General features: G+C 74.5%; 17 protein-coding genes. 11 read left to right on the top strand and 6 right to left on the bottom strand.

Annotated elements, in window-relative coordinates:
* Positions 1-162: 162 nt before the first annotated feature.
* Complete coding sequence (ald, locus tag JOE35_RS01625; protein WP_209559525.1) at positions 163-1275, bottom strand: alanine dehydrogenase; 1113 nt, start codon at positions 1273-1275, stop codon at positions 163-165.
* Between the two features lie 122 nt (positions 1276-1397).
* On the opposite strand from ald, the gene JOE35_RS01630 reads away from it, so the two are divergent.
* From JOE35_RS01630 to JOE35_RS01660, 7 genes are all read left to right on the top strand, one after another.
* A complete protein-coding gene (locus JOE35_RS01630; RefSeq protein ID WP_209559526.1) occupies positions 1398-1928 on the top strand; it encodes an Lrp/AsnC family transcriptional regulator in 531 nt (176 codons plus the stop codon).
* A 128-nt stretch (positions 1929-2056) separates the two neighbouring features.
* Positions 2057-2950: a hypothetical protein gene (locus tag JOE35_RS01635; protein ID WP_209559527.1), complete on the top strand. Its 894-nt coding sequence runs from the start codon at positions 2057-2059 to the stop codon at positions 2948-2950.
* A gap of 112 nt (positions 2951-3062) precedes the next feature.
* Complete coding sequence (locus JOE35_RS01640) at positions 3063-3728, top strand: ANTAR domain-containing protein (RefSeq protein ID WP_209559528.1); 666 nt, start codon at positions 3063-3065, stop codon at positions 3726-3728.
* Entirely contained in the window at positions 3725-4462 is a 738-nt protein-coding gene (locus JOE35_RS01645; protein ID WP_209559529.1) for a GAF and ANTAR domain-containing protein, read from the top strand. Before JOE35_RS01640 ends, JOE35_RS01645 begins: the two co-directional genes overlap by 4 nt.
* Positions 4463-4663: 201 nt before the next feature.
* Complete coding sequence (locus JOE35_RS01650; RefSeq protein ID WP_209562124.1) at positions 4664-5800, top strand: acyl-CoA dehydrogenase; 1137 nt, start codon at positions 4664-4666, stop codon at positions 5798-5800.
* Complete coding sequence (locus JOE35_RS15405) at positions 5794-7461, top strand: bifunctional PIG-L family deacetylase/class I SAM-dependent methyltransferase (RefSeq protein ID WP_307802894.1); 1668 nt, start codon at positions 5794-5796, stop codon at positions 7459-7461. The genes JOE35_RS01650 and JOE35_RS15405 overlap by 7 nt, the downstream gene beginning before the upstream one ends.
* A complete protein-coding gene (locus JOE35_RS01660; protein WP_209559530.1) occupies positions 7458-8291 on the top strand; it encodes a glycosyltransferase family 2 protein in 834 nt (277 codons plus the stop codon). Before JOE35_RS15405 ends, JOE35_RS01660 begins: the two co-directional genes overlap by 4 nt.
* A gap of 27 nt (positions 8292-8318) precedes the next feature.
* Here the strand turns inward: JOE35_RS01660 and JOE35_RS01665 are convergent, their stop codons facing one another.
* Positions 8319-8810, bottom strand: a complete 492-nt coding sequence (locus JOE35_RS01665; protein ID WP_209559531.1) for a glutathione peroxidase — start codon at positions 8808-8810, stop codon at positions 8319-8321.
* A 169-nt stretch (positions 8811-8979) separates the two neighbouring features.
* Between JOE35_RS01665 and JOE35_RS01670 the strand changes: the two genes are divergently transcribed.
* From JOE35_RS01670 to JOE35_RS01680, 3 genes are all read left to right on the top strand, one after another.
* The gene (locus JOE35_RS01670; RefSeq protein WP_209559532.1) at positions 8980-9942 is read left to right on the top strand and encodes a helix-turn-helix transcriptional regulator; all 963 of its coding nucleotides are present in this window, start codon (positions 8980-8982) and stop codon (positions 9940-9942) included.
* Positions 9943-10047: 105 nt separating this feature from the next.
* A complete protein-coding gene (locus JOE35_RS01675; RefSeq protein ID WP_209559533.1) occupies positions 10048-10452 on the top strand; it encodes a hypothetical protein in 405 nt (134 codons plus the stop codon).
* An 81-nt stretch (positions 10453-10533) separates the two neighbouring features.
* Positions 10534-12687 carry a choice-of-anchor I family protein gene (locus JOE35_RS01680; protein ID WP_245186018.1) on the top strand — a complete coding sequence of 718 codons (2154 nt, stop codon included), beginning with the start codon at positions 10534-10536 and terminating at the stop codon, positions 12685-12687.
* A gap of 236 nt (positions 12688-12923) precedes the next feature.
* On the opposite strand, the gene JOE35_RS01685 is transcribed toward JOE35_RS01680, so the two are convergent.
* The 3 genes from JOE35_RS01685 to JOE35_RS01695 form a co-directional block, all read right to left on the bottom strand.
* Positions 12924-13853: a diacylglycerol kinase family protein gene (locus JOE35_RS01685; RefSeq protein WP_209559534.1), complete on the bottom strand. Its 930-nt coding sequence runs from the start codon at positions 13851-13853 to the stop codon at positions 12924-12926.
* Between the two features lie 310 nt (positions 13854-14163).
* Positions 14164-14595 carry a DUF4383 domain-containing protein gene (locus JOE35_RS01690; protein WP_209559535.1) on the bottom strand — a complete coding sequence of 144 codons (432 nt, stop codon included), beginning with the start codon at positions 14593-14595 and terminating at the stop codon, positions 14164-14166.
* Positions 14596-14805: 210 nt separating this feature from the next.
* Positions 14806-16221, bottom strand: coding sequence for an ATP-dependent RecD-like DNA helicase (locus tag JOE35_RS01695; protein ID WP_209559536.1), 1416 nt, complete (start codon positions 16219-16221; stop codon positions 14806-14808).
* Between the two features lie 104 nt (positions 16222-16325).
* Between JOE35_RS01695 and JOE35_RS01700 the strand changes: the two genes are divergently transcribed.
* The gene (locus tag JOE35_RS01700; protein WP_209559537.1) at positions 16326-17327 is read left to right on the top strand and encodes a hypothetical protein; all 1002 of its coding nucleotides are present in this window, start codon (positions 16326-16328) and stop codon (positions 17325-17327) included.
* Between the two features lie 112 nt (positions 17328-17439).
* Here the strand turns inward: JOE35_RS01700 and JOE35_RS01705 are convergent, their stop codons facing one another.
* Positions 17440-18345 carry an NmrA family NAD(P)-binding protein gene (locus JOE35_RS01705; RefSeq protein ID WP_209559538.1) on the bottom strand — a complete coding sequence of 302 codons (906 nt, stop codon included), beginning with the start codon at positions 18343-18345 and terminating at the stop codon, positions 17440-17442.
* Positions 18346-18584 lie beyond the last annotated feature (239 nt).

Here is an 18584-nt window from a genome sequence, read left to right on the forward strand (position 1 = left end):
CTCGCGCAACCGCCCCGGCGTGTCGCCAGCCGCGCCTTCTCGATGCCGGCCTCAGCGTGCCTCGAACCACGTTCCGAACCATGAACCGCGTTTTATCGCAGTTCATGGTTCGGAACTCGGTTCATGGTGTGAGGGGCCCGCTCACCGCGCGGGCGGGCAGCGTCAGCGGCGCGCGGGCAGCGCCCCGAGCGGCATCCCGAGCGCGGCCGCGACGCCCGGCGCGACTACCGCGCCCGCGACCACGTTGAGCCCGGCGGCCAGGGCCGGGTCCGCCGCCGTGGCCGCCTCCCACCCCTGGTCGGCCAGCGCCACGACGTACGGCAGGGTCGCGTTGGTCAGCGCCCGCGTCGACGTCTCCGGCACGGCGCCCGGCATGTTGGCGACGCAGTAGTAGACGGTGTCGTGCACAGCGAAGGTGGGGTCGTCGTGGGTGGTCGGGCGCGACCCCTCGAAGCAGCCGCCCTGGTCGATCGCGATGTCGACGAGCACGGCGCCCGGCTTCATCGTCGCGACCATCTCGTCCGTGACGAGCTTCGGCGCCGCCGCGCCCGGGATCAGCACGGAGCCGATCACGAGGTCCGCCTCGCGCACCTGCGCGGCGATCTCGAACGGCGACGAGTGCCGCGTGGCGACCCGGCCGTCGAACCGCGTCTCGAGCGCACGGAGGCGCGGCAGCGACAGGTCGACCACGGTCACGTCGGCGCCCAGGCCGAGCGCGTTCGCGGCCGCGTGCTCGCCGGCGACCCCGCCGCCGATCACGACGACCTTCGCGGAGGGCGTGCCGGGCACGCCGCCGAGCAGGGTGCCGCGACCGCCGGAGGCGCGCATCAGGTGGTACGCCCCGACGGTGATCGACAGGCGCCCTGCCACCTCGCTCATCGGCTGCAGCAGCGGCAGCGAGCGGTCGGGCAGCTGCACCGTCTCGTAGGCGATCGCGGTCGTGCCGGACGTGACCAGCGCCTCCGTCAGGGCCCTGTCGGCCGCGAGGTGCAGGTAGGTGAAGACGACCTGGTCGGCGCGCAGGTGCCGGTGCTCGGAGCTGATGGGCTCCTTGACCTTGAGCAGCAGGTCGGCACCGGACCAGACCTCGTCGGCGGTGTCGACGATCGTCGCGCCGACCGCGGCGAAGTCGTCGTCGTGGATGCGAGAGCCCAGGCCCGCGCCCGCCTGCACGAGCACCTCGTGGCCGCGACGCACCAGGGCGTCGGCCCCGGCAGGCGTGAGCGCCACCCGGTTCTCGTTGTTCTTGATCTCGGTGGGGACTCCGACGCGCAAGGCTGCTCCGATCTTCGTCAGGGGCGCCTCGTCGCGACCCTGCTCATCCAGTGTGACCCGATGCTGGCGATCGTTCGTTTCGGACCTGTTTCAACCGAAGGATCTTCTGCGAGGATGCCCCCATGGCTCCCTCCGACCCGAGAGAAGACGTCCCCGCAAGTGCAGGGCCGAACGATCTTCGCGCCTCCGGCCCGCTCGACGAGCTCGACCTGCGCCTCCTCGACGTGCTCGGCACTGACGCGCGCATCTCGAACGCGGCGCTCGCCGCAGCGGTCGGCATCGCGCCCTCGACGGCGCACGTGCGGCTGCGGTCGCTGATCGACCGCGGGGTCGTGACGGGGTTCCTGACGAGCATCGACCAGCGGAGCCTCGGGCTGCCGCTGCAGGCGATCGTCGGCGTGACGCTGCGGCCGGGGTCGCGCCAGGCGGCGATCACGGCCTTCTCGGAGGCGGTGCGGAGCCTGCCCCAGGTGCTGCAGGTGTTCTTCCTCGGCGGGCACGACGACTTCATCGTGCACATCGCCGTCGCCGACTCGAGCGAGATTCGCACCTTCGTGGTCGACCACCTCTCGGCCCAGCCGTCGGTCGCCTCGACCCGCACGAGCATCGTGTTCGACTACCACCGCAACGGGGTCGCGGCTTCGTTCCGCTGAGGTCGGGCACGAGGAGGCGCGGGTCACGACCCGGCAGGAGGCGCGGGTCACGACCCGGCAGGAGGCGCGGGTCACGGTCCCCTGGGAGTCGCGGTCGGCCCCCGCCCGGCTCGCCTACCGTCCGCCCCATGAGAACGACACGAGCAGCCCTCATCACCAAGACCCCTGCCCGCACACCCTCCAGCCGCACGCCCTCCGCCCGCGCGGCCCTCACCGGCGCGGCGCTCGCCGTCGCCGTGCTCGGCGTCACCGCCGGCTGCACGTCCGGCACCGCGGAGGCGGAGGGCACGGCCCCCACGGTGACCGTCACGTCCACCCCCGATCCCGTCCCGTCCGAGTCGGCGACGTCGACCGCGTCGCCGGCGGTCGAGCTCGTCCGCGAGTACCTCGACGCCGCGGCGGCCGGGGACGCGGCCGCCGCCTGGGCCCTGCTGACGCCCGAGGCGCAGGCCTTCTACCCGTCCGAGCAGCAGTTCACGTCCGCCTTCGGCCGCGACGGCACGGTGACGCCCGAGGCGGCCGGCCAGCTCGCCGGTGCGACCTTCGACGAGGCCGAGGCCCTCGAGGGCGCCGTCACCGTCGTCAGCGCGACGACCGACGCGGAGGCCGACGCGTGGGTCGTCCGCGAGTCGTCGGCGGGCCTCCGCATCGACGACGCCGGGGTGCCGTCGACCGGCGACTCCGTCTACGAGTGGACCAACCCTGCCGCAGGGGCGGAGGACGTGCAGTCCGACGCGGGCGCCGCCTCCTTCGACGACTCGGCTCCGGCCTCCCTCTCGTTCGCGTCGCCGGCCTCGGCCGACGCGACGGGGCCGTCCACGGTGGGCTACCCGACCGGCCTCTTCGCCTTCGTCGACGGGGTCGAGACGCCCGTCGACGAGCCCGTCTCGGCCGGCTCGGGCAGGGAGTTCACGATCCCGGTGGGCTCGGCCTCGACCGACGGGGCCCCACGCGGGCTGACCGTCGTGTGGCAGGTGGGCGACGCACCGGCGTCCTTCCGCAGCAGCACGGTGCTGCTCTGACGGCGACGGTGACGGCAGCGGCGGCGGCGACGGCGGCAGCTGCCGCGCCCGCCGCTGTCCGTCCGGCGCACTGACCCCCACCGTGCCCGTCCAGGCAGGTAGCCTCGCACTCATGGACGACAGCGACCTCGCGGGCTCCCTGCTCGCGGCCCTGCCCGTGTCGGGGGTGTCCGTCGCGACGATGGGCGGGCTGCTGCGCACCGAGACGGTGTCGGCGAGCGACCCGGTCGCGGCGCGGCTCGACGAGCTGCAGTTCGACCTCGGCGAGGGGCCCTGCTGGGACGCCGTCAGCGAGCGCCGCCCCGTCTTCGAGGCCAACCTCAGGATCGCGCCGCGTCGCACCTGGCCGGCCTTCTCCCGGGCCCTGCTCGAACACGGCTCCGTCGAGGCCCTGCACGCGTTCCCCCTGCTGCTCGGGCCCCTCGCCCTCGGCGCGATGGAGCTCTGGTGCGACCGCCCGGGCGACCTCCCCGACGAGAGCGCGCGCCGCGCCTCCGCCCTGGCCGGGCAGGTCAGCCGCCACCTGCTGCGGCGCGCGGTCAGCGACGTGGCGGACGACCAGGCCGAGGAGGTGCGGGTCGACAAGTACTCCCGGCGTCGCATCCACCAGGCGACCGGCATGGTGCTCGCCCAGGCCGACCTCTCGGCCGAGGACGCCGAGCTGCTGCTGCAGGGCCACGCCTTCGCGGAGGGCGTGCCGATGAGTGAGGTCGCCGACGCCGTGCTCTCGGGCCGGCTCCGCTTCTCCTCCGAGCCCGACGGGATCGAGGAGCGATGAGCGACGCCGGCCGCGACGCCACAGGGGAGGCCGGCCGCGAGGCCGTGCTCGTCGACACCTTCGCCGCCCTGGCCGACAGCCTCGTCGCCGGGTTCGACGTCATCGAGCTGCTGCAGACGCTCGTCGAGACCTGCCAGCGGGTGCTCGACGTCGATGAGGCGGGCATCCTGCTGGCCGACGACGAGGGCGACCTCGAGGTCGTCGCGTCGACCAGCGAGGCGAGCACCCTCGTCGAGACCATGCAGCTCGACGCCCGGTCCGGCCCCTGCTGGACGAGCTTCACGACCGCCGAGCCCGTCTCGCTGCCCGACGTCGACGTCGACGAGGCGCGCTGGCCCGAGTTCGCGGGCGTCGCCCGGCAGCAGGGCTTCCGCTCGGTGCACGCCGTGCCGCTGCGCCTCCGCGGCACCGTCATCGGCACCCTCAACCTGCTCCGCACCTCCGTCGGTGCCCTCAACGAGCGCGACGTGCGGGTCGCTCAGGCGCTCGCCGACGTCGCGACGATCGGCATCCTGCAGGAACGCACCCTGCGCGAGAGCGCCGTCGTGCAGAAGCAGCTGCAGGGCGCCCTCGACACCCGTGTCGTCATCGAGCAGGCCAAGGGCGTCGTGGCGCACGTGCGGGGCGTGACCACGGACGAGGCGTTCGTCCTGATCCGCCGCCACGCCCGCGACCACCGGCTGAAGCTGGCCGACGTCGCCGCGCAGCTCGTGGAGCGCCGCCTGACGCTGTAGCGCTGCGCTGCACTGCGCTGCGCCGCGACGCGCCGTGCGCCCACGTCGTGCTCCGCACCCGGCGAACCCGCGCACACCCCTCGGCGCGAGCGCGGGTCTGCGCGGGTCCCGAGGGTGCGGACGCCGCTCGCACGGCGAACGGAGCGGCGTCGGGTCGCGCCTCCGTGAACCGCGACGACGGCAGCGCCGTACATTCGAGAGATGCTCCTCTCGCACGAGGTCGATCCCCGGTCGGCCACGGCTGTCGTCCGCGCACGCCTGCCGCGCACGGTCGCCGACTCCCTCGCCCTCGCCGCCGACCTGACCAGCCGAGGAGGTGCGGCGCCCGTCCCCGGAGCAGGCTCCACCGCCGACCTGTGGCTGGCCCTCGCCACCCTCGCGGCCCACGACGTCGGAGCGGCCAGGGCCGTCGAGCCGCACCTCGACGCCGTCGCGATCCTCGACCAGGCGCGGGAGGCAGGCGTGGTCGCGTTGCCGGCCCGCGCCTCCTCGTCCGAGCGGTTCACCTGGGGAGTGTTCGCGGCCGAGGGGCCCGGCGCGAAGCTCGTCGCGGAGCCGGTCGAGCCGTCGGCCGACGCGGGTGCCGACGCGGGCGCCTCGGGTGCTCGCGAGCCGGCCGGCGCCTCCTGGACCCTCAGCGGCACGAAGCCGTGGTGCTCGCTCGCGGGAGTCCTCGACGGCGCCCTCGTGACCGCCTGGGTCGGCGACGAGCGTCGCCTGTTCGCCGTCGACCTGCGCCAGGCCGGCGTCGAGGTCGTGCCCGGCGCCTGGCACGCGCGCGGGCTCGTCGAGATCCCGTCGGGGCCGGTGGCGTTCGAGGCCGTGCCGGCGACGCCTGTCGGAGAGCCCGGCTGGTACCTCCGCCGCCCCGGCTTCGAGTGGGGCGGCATCGCCGTCGCCGCCTGCTGGTACGGCGGGGCGGTCGGCGTGGCCGGCGCCCTCCTGAGGTCGGCCGTCGCGCGTGAGCCCGATCCGTGGCTGCTGCGGGCGCTCGGCGTCGTCGACGAGCGTCTCGGCGACGCGCGTCGCGCACTCGAGGAGGCGGCCGTCGCCGTCGACTCCGGCCGTGCCGTCGGGCAGGAGGCGCGGCTCCTGGCGAAGAGGACGCGCGCGACGGTCGCCTACGCGGCCGAGGACGTGCTCGCCGCCGTCGGGGGAGCGCTCGGCCCGGCGCCGCTCGCTTCGGACCCGGAGCACGCCAAGCGCGTCGCCGACCTCGAGCTGTACCTCCGGCAGCGGCACGCCCTCAAGGACGACGCGTCGCTCGGCGGAGCCGTGCGCGACGCGGCCGTCGCCTCTGCTGCCACCGCCGGCACCGCCGGGATCGCCCCGTGGTGAGCTTCGACGCCCGCGAGCCCGGCACCTCCGTGGCGACCTGGCGCTCCGACCCGCGCTGGGCGACCCTGCCCGCACCGCGTCCCCTCGATCCAGCGACCGTGCCCGCCGTCGCCGAGCCGGACGTGCCCGGCGCGTTCGACCTGGTGGGCGCCTCCGGGCCTGTGGTCGTCCTCGCCGCGCACCCCGACGACGAGACCCTGGGCGCCGGCTCCCTGATCGCGCAGCTCGTGCGGCACGGCCGTGCCGTGACGGTCGTCGTCGTGACCGACGGGGCGGCGTCGCACCCGCGCTCGACGTCGACGTCTGCCGGGTCGCTGCGCGAGCTGCGCCTGGCCGAGGCCCGGGCCGCGCTCGACGAGCTGGCCGGGCTCGGCGGTTCCTCCGAGCTCGCCGGTCTCGCCGGCTCCGGCACCGCGATCGAGCTCATCGCCCTGGGCGTCGCCGACGGAGCCCTTCGTGAGGCCCGCGACGACGTCCGCCGCCAGCTCGGCGACCTGCTCGCCGAGCGTCGGCCCGTGCTCGTCGTCGCCCCGTGGCGGGGCGACGGGCACCGCGACCACCGGGTGCTCGGCGAGGTCGCGGCGGAGCTCGTGGGAGGCGACGGGTCCGCACTGCCGGACGCCCGCCTCCTCGAGTACCCGATCTGGATGTGGCACTGGGGCGGGCCCGACCACCCGGACGTGCCGTGGGACGCGCTCGTGCGCGTCGACGGCGACGAGGAGGCGGGCCTCGCGAAGCAGCGCGCGCTCGCCCGGTACTCGTCGCAGGTGCAGCCCCTTAGCGACCGGCCCGGAGACGAGGCCGTGCTGCGGCCCGACTTCGTCGAGCACTTCGTCGGCGGCGCGGAGGTCTTCGTCGAGGCTCCCGCTCCCGCTCCCGCTCCCGACCCCGCGCCTGCGCCTGCGCCCGCGCCCGCGCCCGCAGTTTCCCTCGAGGGCGGGTCGTCTTCGTCGAGGGCGGGTCGTGCGGAACCCGCCCTCGACGCAGCCGACCCGCCCTCGACGGACAGCACGCTCGCACTCGCACCTGCGCCTGAGCGCGTGCCCGCCGACACGCTCGCGCCCTCGTTCGACGCGACGCACGCTCGCCGCGACGACCCGTGGGGCGTCACGACGCGCTGGTACGAGCGCCGCAAGCGCGCGCTCGTGCTCGCCTCCCTGCCCGACGAGCGACTCGGCCGTGTGCTCGAGATCGGCTGCTCGATCGGCGTCGTGACCGAGCAGCTGGCCCTCCGTGCGGACACCGTCCTGGCCGTCGACGTGTCGTCGGTCGCCGTCGAGCGTGCCCGCGAACGCCTGGCCGCCCACCCGCACGTGCGCGTGGAGGTCGCCGACGTCTCGTCCGGCCTAGCCCAGGACGACGACGCCCTCGACCTGGTCGTGCTCGGCGAGGTCGGCTACTACCTGGCGCCCGAGGCGCTCGCTACGCTGCTCGCCGACGTCGACCGGGTGCTCGCGCCCGGCGGCTCGCTCGTCGCCTGCCACTGGCGGCACGGCGCCGACGACTTCGCGCAGGGAGGCGACGAGGTGCACGAGCAGCTCGCCGCCTGGGCCAGGGGCGCCGGCCTGACACGCGTGGTCGGCCACGTCGAGGAGGACTTCCTGCTCGACGTCCTCTCGCGCGACCCCCGCTCGGTCGCGACCCGGACGGGCCTCCGATGACCGCGCAGCGCACGACCCCGCAGCGCACGACCCCGCCGCGGATCGCGGGCGTCGCGGTCGTCGTCCCCGCGCGCGACGAGGCCGAGCTGATCGCGCGGTGCCTGGCCTCGATCCGGGAGGCGCGCCTCCTGCTGGCCGGTCGTGTCGCAGCAGGCAGCCCGGCAGCCGGCAGCCCGGCAGCTGGCAGCCCGGCCGCTGGCAGCCCGGCCGCAGCGGCAGGGCAGGCCCGAGACGAGGAGGTGCGGGTCGTCACGGTCGTCGTCGCCGACGACTGCTCGGACGACACGGCCGCGATCGCGGCCGCCGTGCCGGACGTGACGGTGGTCGAGACCCGCCTCCGCTCCGTCGGTGCCGCCCGCTCGGAGGGCGCCAGGGTCGCCTTCGCCCGGCTCGCCGAGCTCGGCGTCGCCCCCGACGCCGTCTGGCTGGCCGCGACGGACGCGGACTCGGCCGTCCCGCCCGCGTGGCTGACGTCGCAGCTCGACCTCGCCGACCGCGAGGGCGCCGACGTGGTCGTGGGGACGGTGCGCCCCGACTTCGCCGACCTGTCGGACGCCCAGGTCGCGGCCTGGCTGTCGCGGCACACCCCCGGTCGCCCGAACGGGCACGTGCACGGCGCCAACCTCGGCCTGCGCGCGACGGTCTACGACGCCGCCGGCGGCTTCGGCGACCTCGACCTGCACGAGGACGTCGAGCTCGTCGCCCGCGCCCGCGCCGCCGGGGCGGTCGTCGTCGCGTCGGAGGCCGGGGAGGTCCTCACGTCGGGCCGCCAGGTCGGCCGGACCCGCGGCGGCTACGCCGGCTACCTCGCGCACGACCTGCTCGCGTAGCCGCGGCCGCGGCCGCTTCCGCGTCGCCTAGGCCTGCTGCGGCAGCGCCGCCTCGATCACGCCGACGATCGCGGGGTCGTCGGGCTCGGTCGTCGGCCGGAAGCGGTGCACGTCGCCCGACGGCGTGACGACGAACTTCTCGAAGTTCCACTTCACCTTGCCGGCCTTGCCCTCGGCGTCGGCGGTCTTCTTCAGCTCCGTGTAGAGCGGGTGCTCGGAGCGTCCGTTGACGCGCACCTTCTCCATCATCGGGAACGTCACGCCCCACGTCGCCGAGCAGTACTCGTCGATGGCCTCCGACGAGCCGAGCTCCTGCAGGAACTGGTTGCTGGGGAACCCGACGACGGTGAAGCCGCGCTCGCCGTAGGTCTTCTGCAGCTGCTCGAGCTTCTCGTACTGCGGAGCGAGCCCGCAGCGCGACGCCACGTTCACGACGAGCACCACCTTGTCGGTGAAGGCGCCGAAGCGGGTGTGCTCGCCGCGGAGGGTGGTCAGGTCGATGTCGTCGAGGTCGCTCATGGGCGCGACGCTACTCGCACACCCGACGAGCGACCCGACGAGCGACCCGACGAGCGCGACCTGCCGAACGACTTGACGAGCCGCCTCCGCCACAGCACGTCCCCCGTCCTCTCGTCAACCCCCTCCTCGCGACTTGTCCCGGCCCCGGCGGCCCGCCAAGATCAGAGGGATGTCCGCCGACCCCCGACGCCGAGTCCTGGTGGAGGCGCAGGGCGACGACCTCGCCGGGGCCGCCCGGTTCTTCGGCTCGGGCTACGGCGAGGTGGGCGGGCTCCGCTTCGCCGAGAGCGGCGGCGTCTTCCACTGGCGGCACACGACGCGCGGCGACGGCGAGCTGACGATCCGCACGACGCACTTCTCCGGCGACGTCACCGGCACCATCCAGCCCAGGGGCGAGCGGATCGTCCAGTGGCTCGGGCGCGGCTCGGCCGTGATGGACATCGGGCGCGACGAGGTCGTGCCCGAGATCGGGCAGCCCGTGCCGTTCCCGCACGCCCGGCCCTTCTCGTTCCGGATGACCGACGTCGAGCAGAACCTGCTGCACCTCTCCGACAGCGTCCTCGACGAGGTCGCGTCCGCACGCGAGGACGCCTACCCGGGCTCCGTGCGCTTCGACCACACGGCCGTGATCGACGACGAGGGCCGCGCCCGCTTCAACGCCGCCCTGCGCCGCATCGCGCGGGCCTACCTCGACGACTCGTCCGACGACGCGGTGCGGGCCGAGACGGCGCGCTACGCGGCGATGATCCTGCTCGACACGTTCCCGCACACGTCCCGGCGCCTCCCCGAGGAGGTGCTGGCGCCGCGGAACGCGTCCCTCCGACAGGCGGTCGAGTACGTGCACGGCCGCGCACACGAGCCGATCACCCCGAGCGGCGTCGCGAAGCACGCCGGCCTGACGCCGCGCGGGCTGCAGCAGGCGTTCAGCCGGCACCTCGACACGACCCCGTCCGAGTACCTGCGCGCCGTTCGGCTCGACCGCGTGCGGGACGAGCTCGTCGAGGGCAGGGCGGACACCGTGACGGTCGCCGAGGTGGCCCAGCGGTGGGCGTTCGCGCACCTGGGACGTTTCTCCGCCTCCTACGTGCAGCGCTTCGGCGAGTACCCGCGCGAGACGCTGCACCGAGCCTGACCCGGCCGCACCCGGCTGCGCCCGGCCCGCCGGGATCCCGACCAGGTCGCAGGAGGTGCGGTGCGCGTACCGTGGGACGCTCGCCCCGAGAGCCGGAAGAGCCCCATGAAGCGCATCAGCTACGCCGAGGACCACCTGGTCACCGGCGACGACATCGCCGACGCGGTCATGGCCTACGCGCAGGCCCTCGCGATGAAGGGGCGGTCGGACTCGATCGAGGTCCCGGCCGTGGACGCCGGCGGCTCACCTCGGCTCTTCACCGTCCTCATCGGGCCCGCGAGCCAGATGCTGACCTCCGACGCGCTGACCGTGGACGAGGCCAGGGGCGACGAGATCAGGGACGAGCGCATCGTCGCCGACCTCATGGCTCGTACCGCTGCGCTGGCCGGCCCGTCGCCCGTCGCCGTGCCGCAGGGCACCGACGTCGTCGACCTCGAGACCGAGCAGTTCGGCGTCGCCGAGCTCGGCAGCGTCGCGCCGGACCAGGACGGCGACCGCCCCAGCCGTTAACCCGGCGGCCATCTCCGCGGCACGTGTCGTGCATATGGTCGTGGCGTCCCGACGCCCGACCGCACCAGAGAGACTTCCCGCATGCGCGCACGCCGCCCGGCCTCCCGCCCCACGTCCAGCACCGCGAGCGATCCGCGCGCCCCCCGTGTCCGGCGGCCGCTCGGCGCCGTCGCGCTCAGCGGCACCGCGGCCCTCGCCGCCGCCGGCCTGATCGGCCTCGCGGCACCCGCGAGCGCGGCCGTCGTCGCTGCCCCGGTCCAGGTCTTCGCCGACCAGGAGGCCTTCGACCTGCAGCCGGTCGGCTCGTACGAGACCGGCACCTTCGACGCCAGCGCGGCCGAGATCGTCGAGCACTGGACCGGCCCGGCGCGGGACGCCTCCGGCACGACGCTGCACCGCCTCCTCGTCGTCAACGCGGCGGAGGCCGTCGTCGAGGTCCTCGACGTCGGCACGCCCGCGGCGCCCGTCTCGGCCGGCTTCACGGTGCAGACCACGGGAGTCGTCGCCGCCGACGGCTCGGTCGTCCCCGCGGGTGCAGTCGCCAACTCGGTCTCCGTGCGTGCCGACGGCCTCGGCGCCGTCGCGGTCGAGTCCGACGACAAGACCGACCTCGGCTGGGTCGTCTTCTTCGACGCCGCGGGCGACGGAGGCGCCCTGGGCGCCGTGCGCGTCGGCTCGCTGCCCGACATGGTCGCCTTCAGCCCCGACGGCACCCGGGTGATCGTCGCGAACGAGGGGGAGCCCGCCGAGGACTACTCGGTCGACCCCGAGGGCACGATCAGCCTCGTCGCCGTGCCCGCCACCGTCGCCGCGCCCGCGCAGTCCGCGGTGAGCACGGCCGACTTCCACGACTTCGAGGCGGGCGGCAGCTCGGTGCTCGACCCCGAGGTGCGGATCTTCGGCGGCCGCGAGGACGCCGGCACGGTCACGCCCGAGTCGCCCCTGACGTTCCCCGTCTCCGAGAACCTCGAGCCCGAGTACGCGACGTTCTCGGCCGACGGCGCCACCGCGTGGGTGTCGCTGCAGGAGGCGAACGCCCTCGCGATCGTCGACGTCGCCGCGGCGACCGTCACCGACGTCGTCCCGCTCGGCACCGTCGACCGTTCGGTCGTGCCGTTCGACCCGTCCGACCGCGACGGTGCCGACGGCGGCCCGGCGATCGCGATCGACACCTGGGCCGGCGTCGAGGGCTACCTGATGCCCGACACGATCGCGAGCTACGAGGTCGGCGGCTCGACCTACGTCGTCACCGCGAACGAGGGCGACTCGCGCGACTGGGACGGCTACAGCGAGGTGTCCCGCGTCAGCGCGCTCGGCCGCGGCGGCGTCCCGCCGGTCTGCGCCACGTCGCCCGCCGCCGGGTCGCTGGCGCCCGCCGCCCTGGGCCGCCTCAACGTCACCACGGCGAACGGCCTCAGCGCCGACGGTTCCTGCTACGAGACGCTGTACACGTTCGGGTCGCGGTCGTTCAGCATCCTGGAAGCCAACGGCCAGCAGGTCTTCGACTCGGGCTCCGACTTCGAGGAGATCACCGCGGCCGCCGCTCCCGACTTCTTCAACTCGAACCACACCGAGTCGAACCTCGACGGACGCAGCGACGACAAGGGCCCCGAGCCGGAGGGCGTCGCCCTGGGCGAGATCGACGGACGCACCTACGCCTTCATCGGCTTCGAGCGCGTGGGCGGGATCGCCGTCTACGACGTGACCGTGCCGACCGCCGCCTCCTTCGTCGCCTACGTCAACGACAGGGACTTCACGGCGCCGCCGGCCGACGCCTCTCCTGCCGCGCTCTCGGCCGCGGGCGACCTCGGGCCGGAGGGGCTCGCGTTCATCCCCGCCGCCGACTCGGCGACCGGTGAGCCCATGCTCGCCGTCGGCAACGAGGTCTCGGGCACGACGACGCTGTTCGCGATCACGGTGCCCGCGGCGGTCGAGCCGCCCGTCGTCGTGCCGCCGGTCGACCCGCCCGTCGTGGTGCAGCCGCCCGTCGTCGCGCCGGGCGACGGCGCCGGTGCTCCGGGCGCGGGTGCGCCGGGTGCGGGTGCCGGTGCCGGGAACGGTGCAGGCGCAGGAGGCGCGGGCACGTCGACCGCAGCCGGCACGACCAGCGACGGCCTCGCCTACACCGGCTCGGAGCTTGCCGCCTGGGCCCTGCCCCTCGCCGGCGGACTCGTCGCCCTCGGCGCCGTGCTGCTGCTCCGCGCTCGTCGCAGGGCGGCCCGCCTGCGCGGCTGACGCCTCCTCGGCCCTCACGAGAGGCCCCGGATCTACCTCCCCTCACGGGCGACGGTCGATCCGGGGCCTCTCGTCTGTCCGGGGCCTCTCGTCTGTTCCCTGCCGAGGAGGTCGGGGTCGGGCGTGCCGAGTGGTCCGATCTGGTTCCCCTCGACCTGCCGGCCGGGACGGGAGGAAGAGGAGGGGCGGTGCGAGGCGCGCCCTCAGGCAAGAGGTGTCAGGTGCGAGGCGCGCCCTCAGGCGGAGGCCGAGGAGGCCGGCGCGATGACGTGCAGCACGCCGGGGGCGACCTCGACCGTGACGGGCAGCGGCCCGACCCGCTCGCCGTCGGCGTAGGCGATGATGCCGTCCTCCGACTCGATGACGACCTTGCGCACCCGGTGCACGTGCACCCGCGGGTCGGCGAGGTGCGTGCCCTTGGCGACCTTGAGGAACAGCCGCAGGAACTGCAGCCGCCCCAGCCGCTCCACGATCAGCACGTCGAGCAGGCCGTCGTCGAGGCGCGCGTCGGGCAGCACGGTCATGCCCCCGCCGAACGAGCGTCCGTTGCCGACCGTGACGAGCGTGCCCTGCACCTCGCGGGCTGCGCCGTCGAGCTCGAGCCGGTACGACAGCGGCCGCAGGCGGAGCAGCTCGATCAGCAGCGCGAGGTCGTAGCGTCGCCGCCCCTTCGGCCAGCGGAGTGCGTTGGTCCGCTCGTTGACGACCGCGTCGAAGCCCGCCGAGACGATGCAGCCGAACCAGGTGGACTCGTCGCCGCGCGTCACCCTGCCCGCGTCGATCACGAGGGGCGGCCGGTCGAGCAGCGAGACGAGGAGGCGCGTCGCCGCCTCGGGGTCGTCGTGCGGGATCCCGAGGGTGCGGGCCATGTCGTTGCCGGTGCCGGTCGGCACGATCCCCAGCGCGACCGGCACCCCCACGACGAGCCCGACGCCGAGGTTGACGACGCCGTCGCCGCCCACGACGACCAGCGCGTGGGGGAGGGTCAGCACCTGGGCCCGAGCGGCCGCGGCGAGGGCCTCGACGGTGGGCTCGCGGAGCGGCACGACGTCGTGGCCCGCCGCGCGGAGGGCGTCGACCACGGCGTCGCCGACGCTCCGCCCGCTGCCGGCGGACGCGGACGGGTTGATCGCGACGACGACGCGACGGCGGGGAGTCGGTTCCATCCCCCGATCATGTCAGCGCGGGCGCGGCGCCGCCCCGGCGGCTCGGCCTGGCGGCGGCTGCGCCCGCCGGGCCGGAGGGCCAGCGGGGCTCTGTAGGCGAGAAGGGAGGCAGGAGGCGTGGGCCCGCGCCGTCCCCGTCCCTTCTCCCCACCGATCTAGGCCCGCGGTGCGCGGCAGCGCACTGCACCGGGAAACGAACACTGCACCGGGTCTGGACCCGGTGCAGTGCACGAAACGCGGTGCGATGCCGCACGGCAGCGGCGGCGGCGGCGGCAGCGCGGCGGCTCAGCGGCGGCGGCAGCGCGGCGGCTCAGCGGCGGCGGCGGCGCTCCGCACCGATCGCGGTGAGCAGCAGCACGGCGCCGGCGACCAGGTGCAGGATGTCGTCGCCCAGGTTGAGCGCCAGGAAGTTGACCTCGGTGTCCCGAACGAGGAACCCGGCGACGCCCAGCACCACGAAGAGCAGGCCGACGGCGGCGTTGATCGTGCGGGCAGGGGCACTGCCGGAGGCGCCCGCGATCAGCAGCGCCGCGCCCGAGAGCACCCAGATGACGACGAGCGCGGGGTTGACGTTGAGGAATCCGAACGCCGCTCCGGTCGTGTCGAAGAACGAGCCCATGTTCTCCGCGAGGAAGGCGCAGGCGCCGACGAGGAGGACGATCGTGCCGATCGTCAGTGCGGCCGCGCGGTTCGGCGACTCGCGGATCGTGGGCTCGTAGGCGGCAGGAGTCGTCGTGGTCATCCCCCGATCATGCCAGAGCACCCGCGTGGGAGGTGCGGAGCGGCTGCCGCCGCGGCCCCTCCTGCCGCCTGCGGCACCCCGGAGCTCTCGTGCACCCGCACCCAGTCGCCGCGTCGACGATGTGCACCGCACCGCACCGAGTCTCGTGCAGTGCACCGCGTCTAGTCCTGGTGCGGTGCACGGAACGCGGTGCGGCTCGCGCCGCGGCCCTCAGCTGGCGGCGTCCGCCGCCGCAGCGGGCGCGGCGGCCGCCCCGGCCGCGCCGCCCGCGCCGCCCGCTCCGCCGGCGTCCGCGCCCGCCGCGCCCGCGCCCTCCGCGCCGCCCGCAGCCGCGTCCTCCGCCGCACGGATCGCGGGCACGCGCGTCGCCTGGCTCATGAACCGCCGCACGTCGAGGTCGACGATGATGTCCGCGGGCCGCAGCGGCCGGGTCAGGTACAGCCCGTTGAGGGCGGTGATGCGGCTGAGCGCGACGTAGGTCTGCCCGGCGCTGAAGACGCGAGTGCCCAGGTCGACGATGGCGCTGTCGTAGGTCTTGCCCTGCGACTTGTGGATCGTCACGGCCCAGGCCAGTCGCAGCGGGAACTGGGTGAACTCGGCCACCACGTCCTTGCGGAGCTGCTTGGTCGACGCCGACCACGAGTACGCGAACTTCTCCCACACGGCGGGCTGCACCTCGTGCTCCTCGCCGTCGACCTCGACGAAGACGGTGTCGCGCACCTTCGTGACGGTGCCGGTGGTGCCGTTGACCCAGCGCTGGTCAGGGTCGTTGCGGAGGAACATCACGCGGGCCCCGCGCTTCAGCTCGAGCGCCTCGTCGGCGGGGAAGGTGCGCCCGCCGAACTCGCCGCTGACCTCGGCCTTGGCCGTCAGCACGCGCCCGGGCAGCCGCTCGAGCTCGACCTTGTTGATGCGGGTCACGGTGTCGTTGCGGGTCGCGAGCGTGATGGCGGTGCCGTCGGTCGGCGCGGGTCGTGCACCGGCCCCGTTCAGCGCGCCGGCGATCTCGGCGGTGACGCGGCCGTGGCGGACGGCGTTGAGCATCTCCTTGAAGTCGCCCTCGGTCTGCCGGTGGATGAACGCCAGCTCGTAGATGCGCAGCGAGGCTTCTTGCCAGACGTGCGCGTCGAAGAACCACATCGACCGGTAGTTGTCACGGAAGTATGCCCGCTCCTCGGCGTCGCCGGGCACCGGGGGCAGCTGGTACGGGTCGCCGAAGAGGACGACCTGCACGCCGCCGAACGGTTCGGACCGACGCTGGCGGGCCTGGCGCAGCGAGCGGTCGATCGCGTCCATCAGGTCGGCGTTGACCATCGAGACCTCGTCGATCACGAGGGTGTCGATCGTGTTCAGCAGCTTGCGCAGCTCGCTCTTCTGCTCGATGTCGTGGTCGGCGATCAGACCGATCGACAGCCGGAAGAGCGAGTGGATCGTCTGCCCGCCGACGTTGAGGGCGGCGACGCCGGTCGGCGCGCAGATGACGACCTGCTTCGACGTGTTCCACGACAGGTGGTTGAGCAGGGTCGACTTGCCGGTGCCGGCCCGGCCGGTGACGAAGATGTGCTCCTTCGTGTCCTCGATGGCGTCGAACACGGCCTGCTGCTCGGCGGAGAGGGCGACGGACACGGGCGGCACGGACCTTTCGGGCGGGGGGAGGCGGAACACCCAACCTACCCGCGCCTCCTCGGCTGCACGGCGGATCGTGACCTCGGCCGACCTATGCTGTGGACATGTCTTCGTCCGTGGGGGAGAGGAGGCGACCGTCGTCGTGGTGGCCCTTCGTCGCCATCTGGGGCGGCGCCGCGCTCTTCGTGGTCATCGGGTTCGCCGTGACCGTCGTGGCGCTGAACGCGACCGTGTACAGCGCCGGCGGCTTCGCGCGCGGCTACCTCGACGCCATCGACCGCGGCGACACCGCCAGCGCGCTCACCCTCGCCGGCATCGAGCCGACGGGCGAGCTCGAGGACGCCCTGCTCACCGTGCCCTCGCTCGGCGGCCTCGCCGACGTGCAGGAGGAGAGCGAGCTCGACCTCGGCGACGGCACCCGCACCGTGACGCTCTCGTACACGCTCGACGGCACGCCCGGCCAGTCGCAGTTCGTCGTGCAGCAGGCCGGCACGCGCTTCGGCTTCTTCCGTGCCTGGAGCTTCGCGCAGACCCCGACCGCGACCCTCGACGTCACGCCGATGAACGACCCGCGCTTCACGGTCGACGGCCGTCTCGTGACCACCGAGAGCGGCGACGTCGCGACGCGCTTCGAGGTGCTGGCGCCCTCGCGTTTCGTGCTCTCGCACGAGAGCGCCTACCTCGAGGCGCCGACCGTCGGGGTGACGGTGATCAGCGCGGGAGGCACCTCCTCGGCCAGCGTCGCGACCGTGGCCCGCGCCTCCTTCTCGCAGGTGCTGCAGGAGCAGCTCGACACGATGCTCGACACCGACTGCGTGACGCAGCCGGTGCTGCTGCCCGCGGGCTGCCCCTTCGGACGGCAGGTCGACGACCGCGTCACGGGCGAGCCGGCGTGGAGCATCGTCGCCTACCCGCAGGTGGACGTGCAGCCCGGCACCGTCTCGGGCCAGTGGCTCGTCACCGACGCAGCGGGCACGGCGCACCTCGTCGTCGACGCGCAGTCGCTCTTCGACGGGGGCCGCTACACGATCGACGAAGACGTCCCCTTCACCGTCAGCTACACGATGAACATCGGCACCGACGACGTCCTGACCTTCCAGCAATAGGCCCCGAGGTGCGTGTCGTGAACCGCCACGAAGCGCTCGCCATCGTCCTGCGAGCAGCAGTTCGTGCCGGTTCACCGACGGCCGGCGAGGGGCCGGGCCGGGCCGGGTCCGATCAGGCGCGGGACGCGACGTGCGCGGCGAGGACGTCGCGGGTCGACGTCCACTCGCGGCCCTCGCCCCAGCGGTCGTTGTCGACGCGCCGCAGCTGGCCGTCGCCGCTGTACATGCTCACGAGGTACTGCATGCCCTGCCAGGCGGGGAACGCCTCGTCGGTCTCGCGCGAGAACCGGCGCATGCCCTTGCTCATCGCCGAGAGCAGGCCCGTCGTGCCGGCCCACTGCACACGGAACGACTCGCCTGTCAGCGACGACATCGTGCGGGCGAGCTCGCGGGCGGTGACGCGGTCGCCGGCCACCTCGACGTAGCGCGGAGCCGAGGCGTCGAGCGCGACGGCGGCCGTGACGGCGGCGGTGTCGTCCTTCGAGGTGAAGTCGAGCACCTGGTCGGCGTCCGACCAGAACAGCACGAGCTTGCGGTCGGCCAGCACGATGGGCGCCTGCCCGGTGAGCATGTCGGCGAACGCGCCGTTCAGCACGGACGAGGCGCGGATCGGGGAGGCGTCGAGCACGCCCGCGAACTCCCGCCGGAACTCGAGGTTCCGGTTCGACCGCGGCGGCAGGGACCGGTAGTCGGCCGAGTAGTCGGACGGGACGAAGCGCGGCACGCCCTCGGCGACCGCCGCCTCGAGCAGCGCCGTCTGCGCGTCGACGATCACGTCGCGCACCCCGCTGACCGTCGACACGACGACGTCGACGCCGCGGACCGCGCCGCGCAGCGCCGCGGGGTCCCCGTAGGAGGCGCGGGTCACGACCACGCCCTCCGTCCCGGCGAACAGGCGGTCGGTCGCGCTGCTCGCGGGGCGGGTGAGCACGCGGACGTCGGCGCCCCTGGCGAGCAGCTCGCGGACGACGCGGCGACCGAGGTCGCCGGTCGCTCCGGCGACGAGGACTGTGGGCATGGGGGCTCCTGACGTGGGTCCCCACACGACGTGGGTCCTCCATCAGTACGCGCCCCGCGCCTCCTGCGCCTGTGCGCGCCGCGCTGCGCTGCGCTGCGGCTGCGGCTGCCGCCCGCCGGCGTCCGTCCGCACCCTCGGAACCCGCGCACACCCGCGCTCGCGCCCGCGGGTGTGCGCAGGTTCGGAGGGTGTGGGGCCGGGCCAGCCGCTGCGGAGTGCGTGCTCTGGCGCTGAGACGA

The sequence above is a fragment of the Frigoribacterium sp. PvP032 genome (assembly GCF_017833035.1).
GTDB lineage: Bacteria > Actinomycetota > Actinomycetes > Actinomycetales > Microbacteriaceae > Frigoribacterium.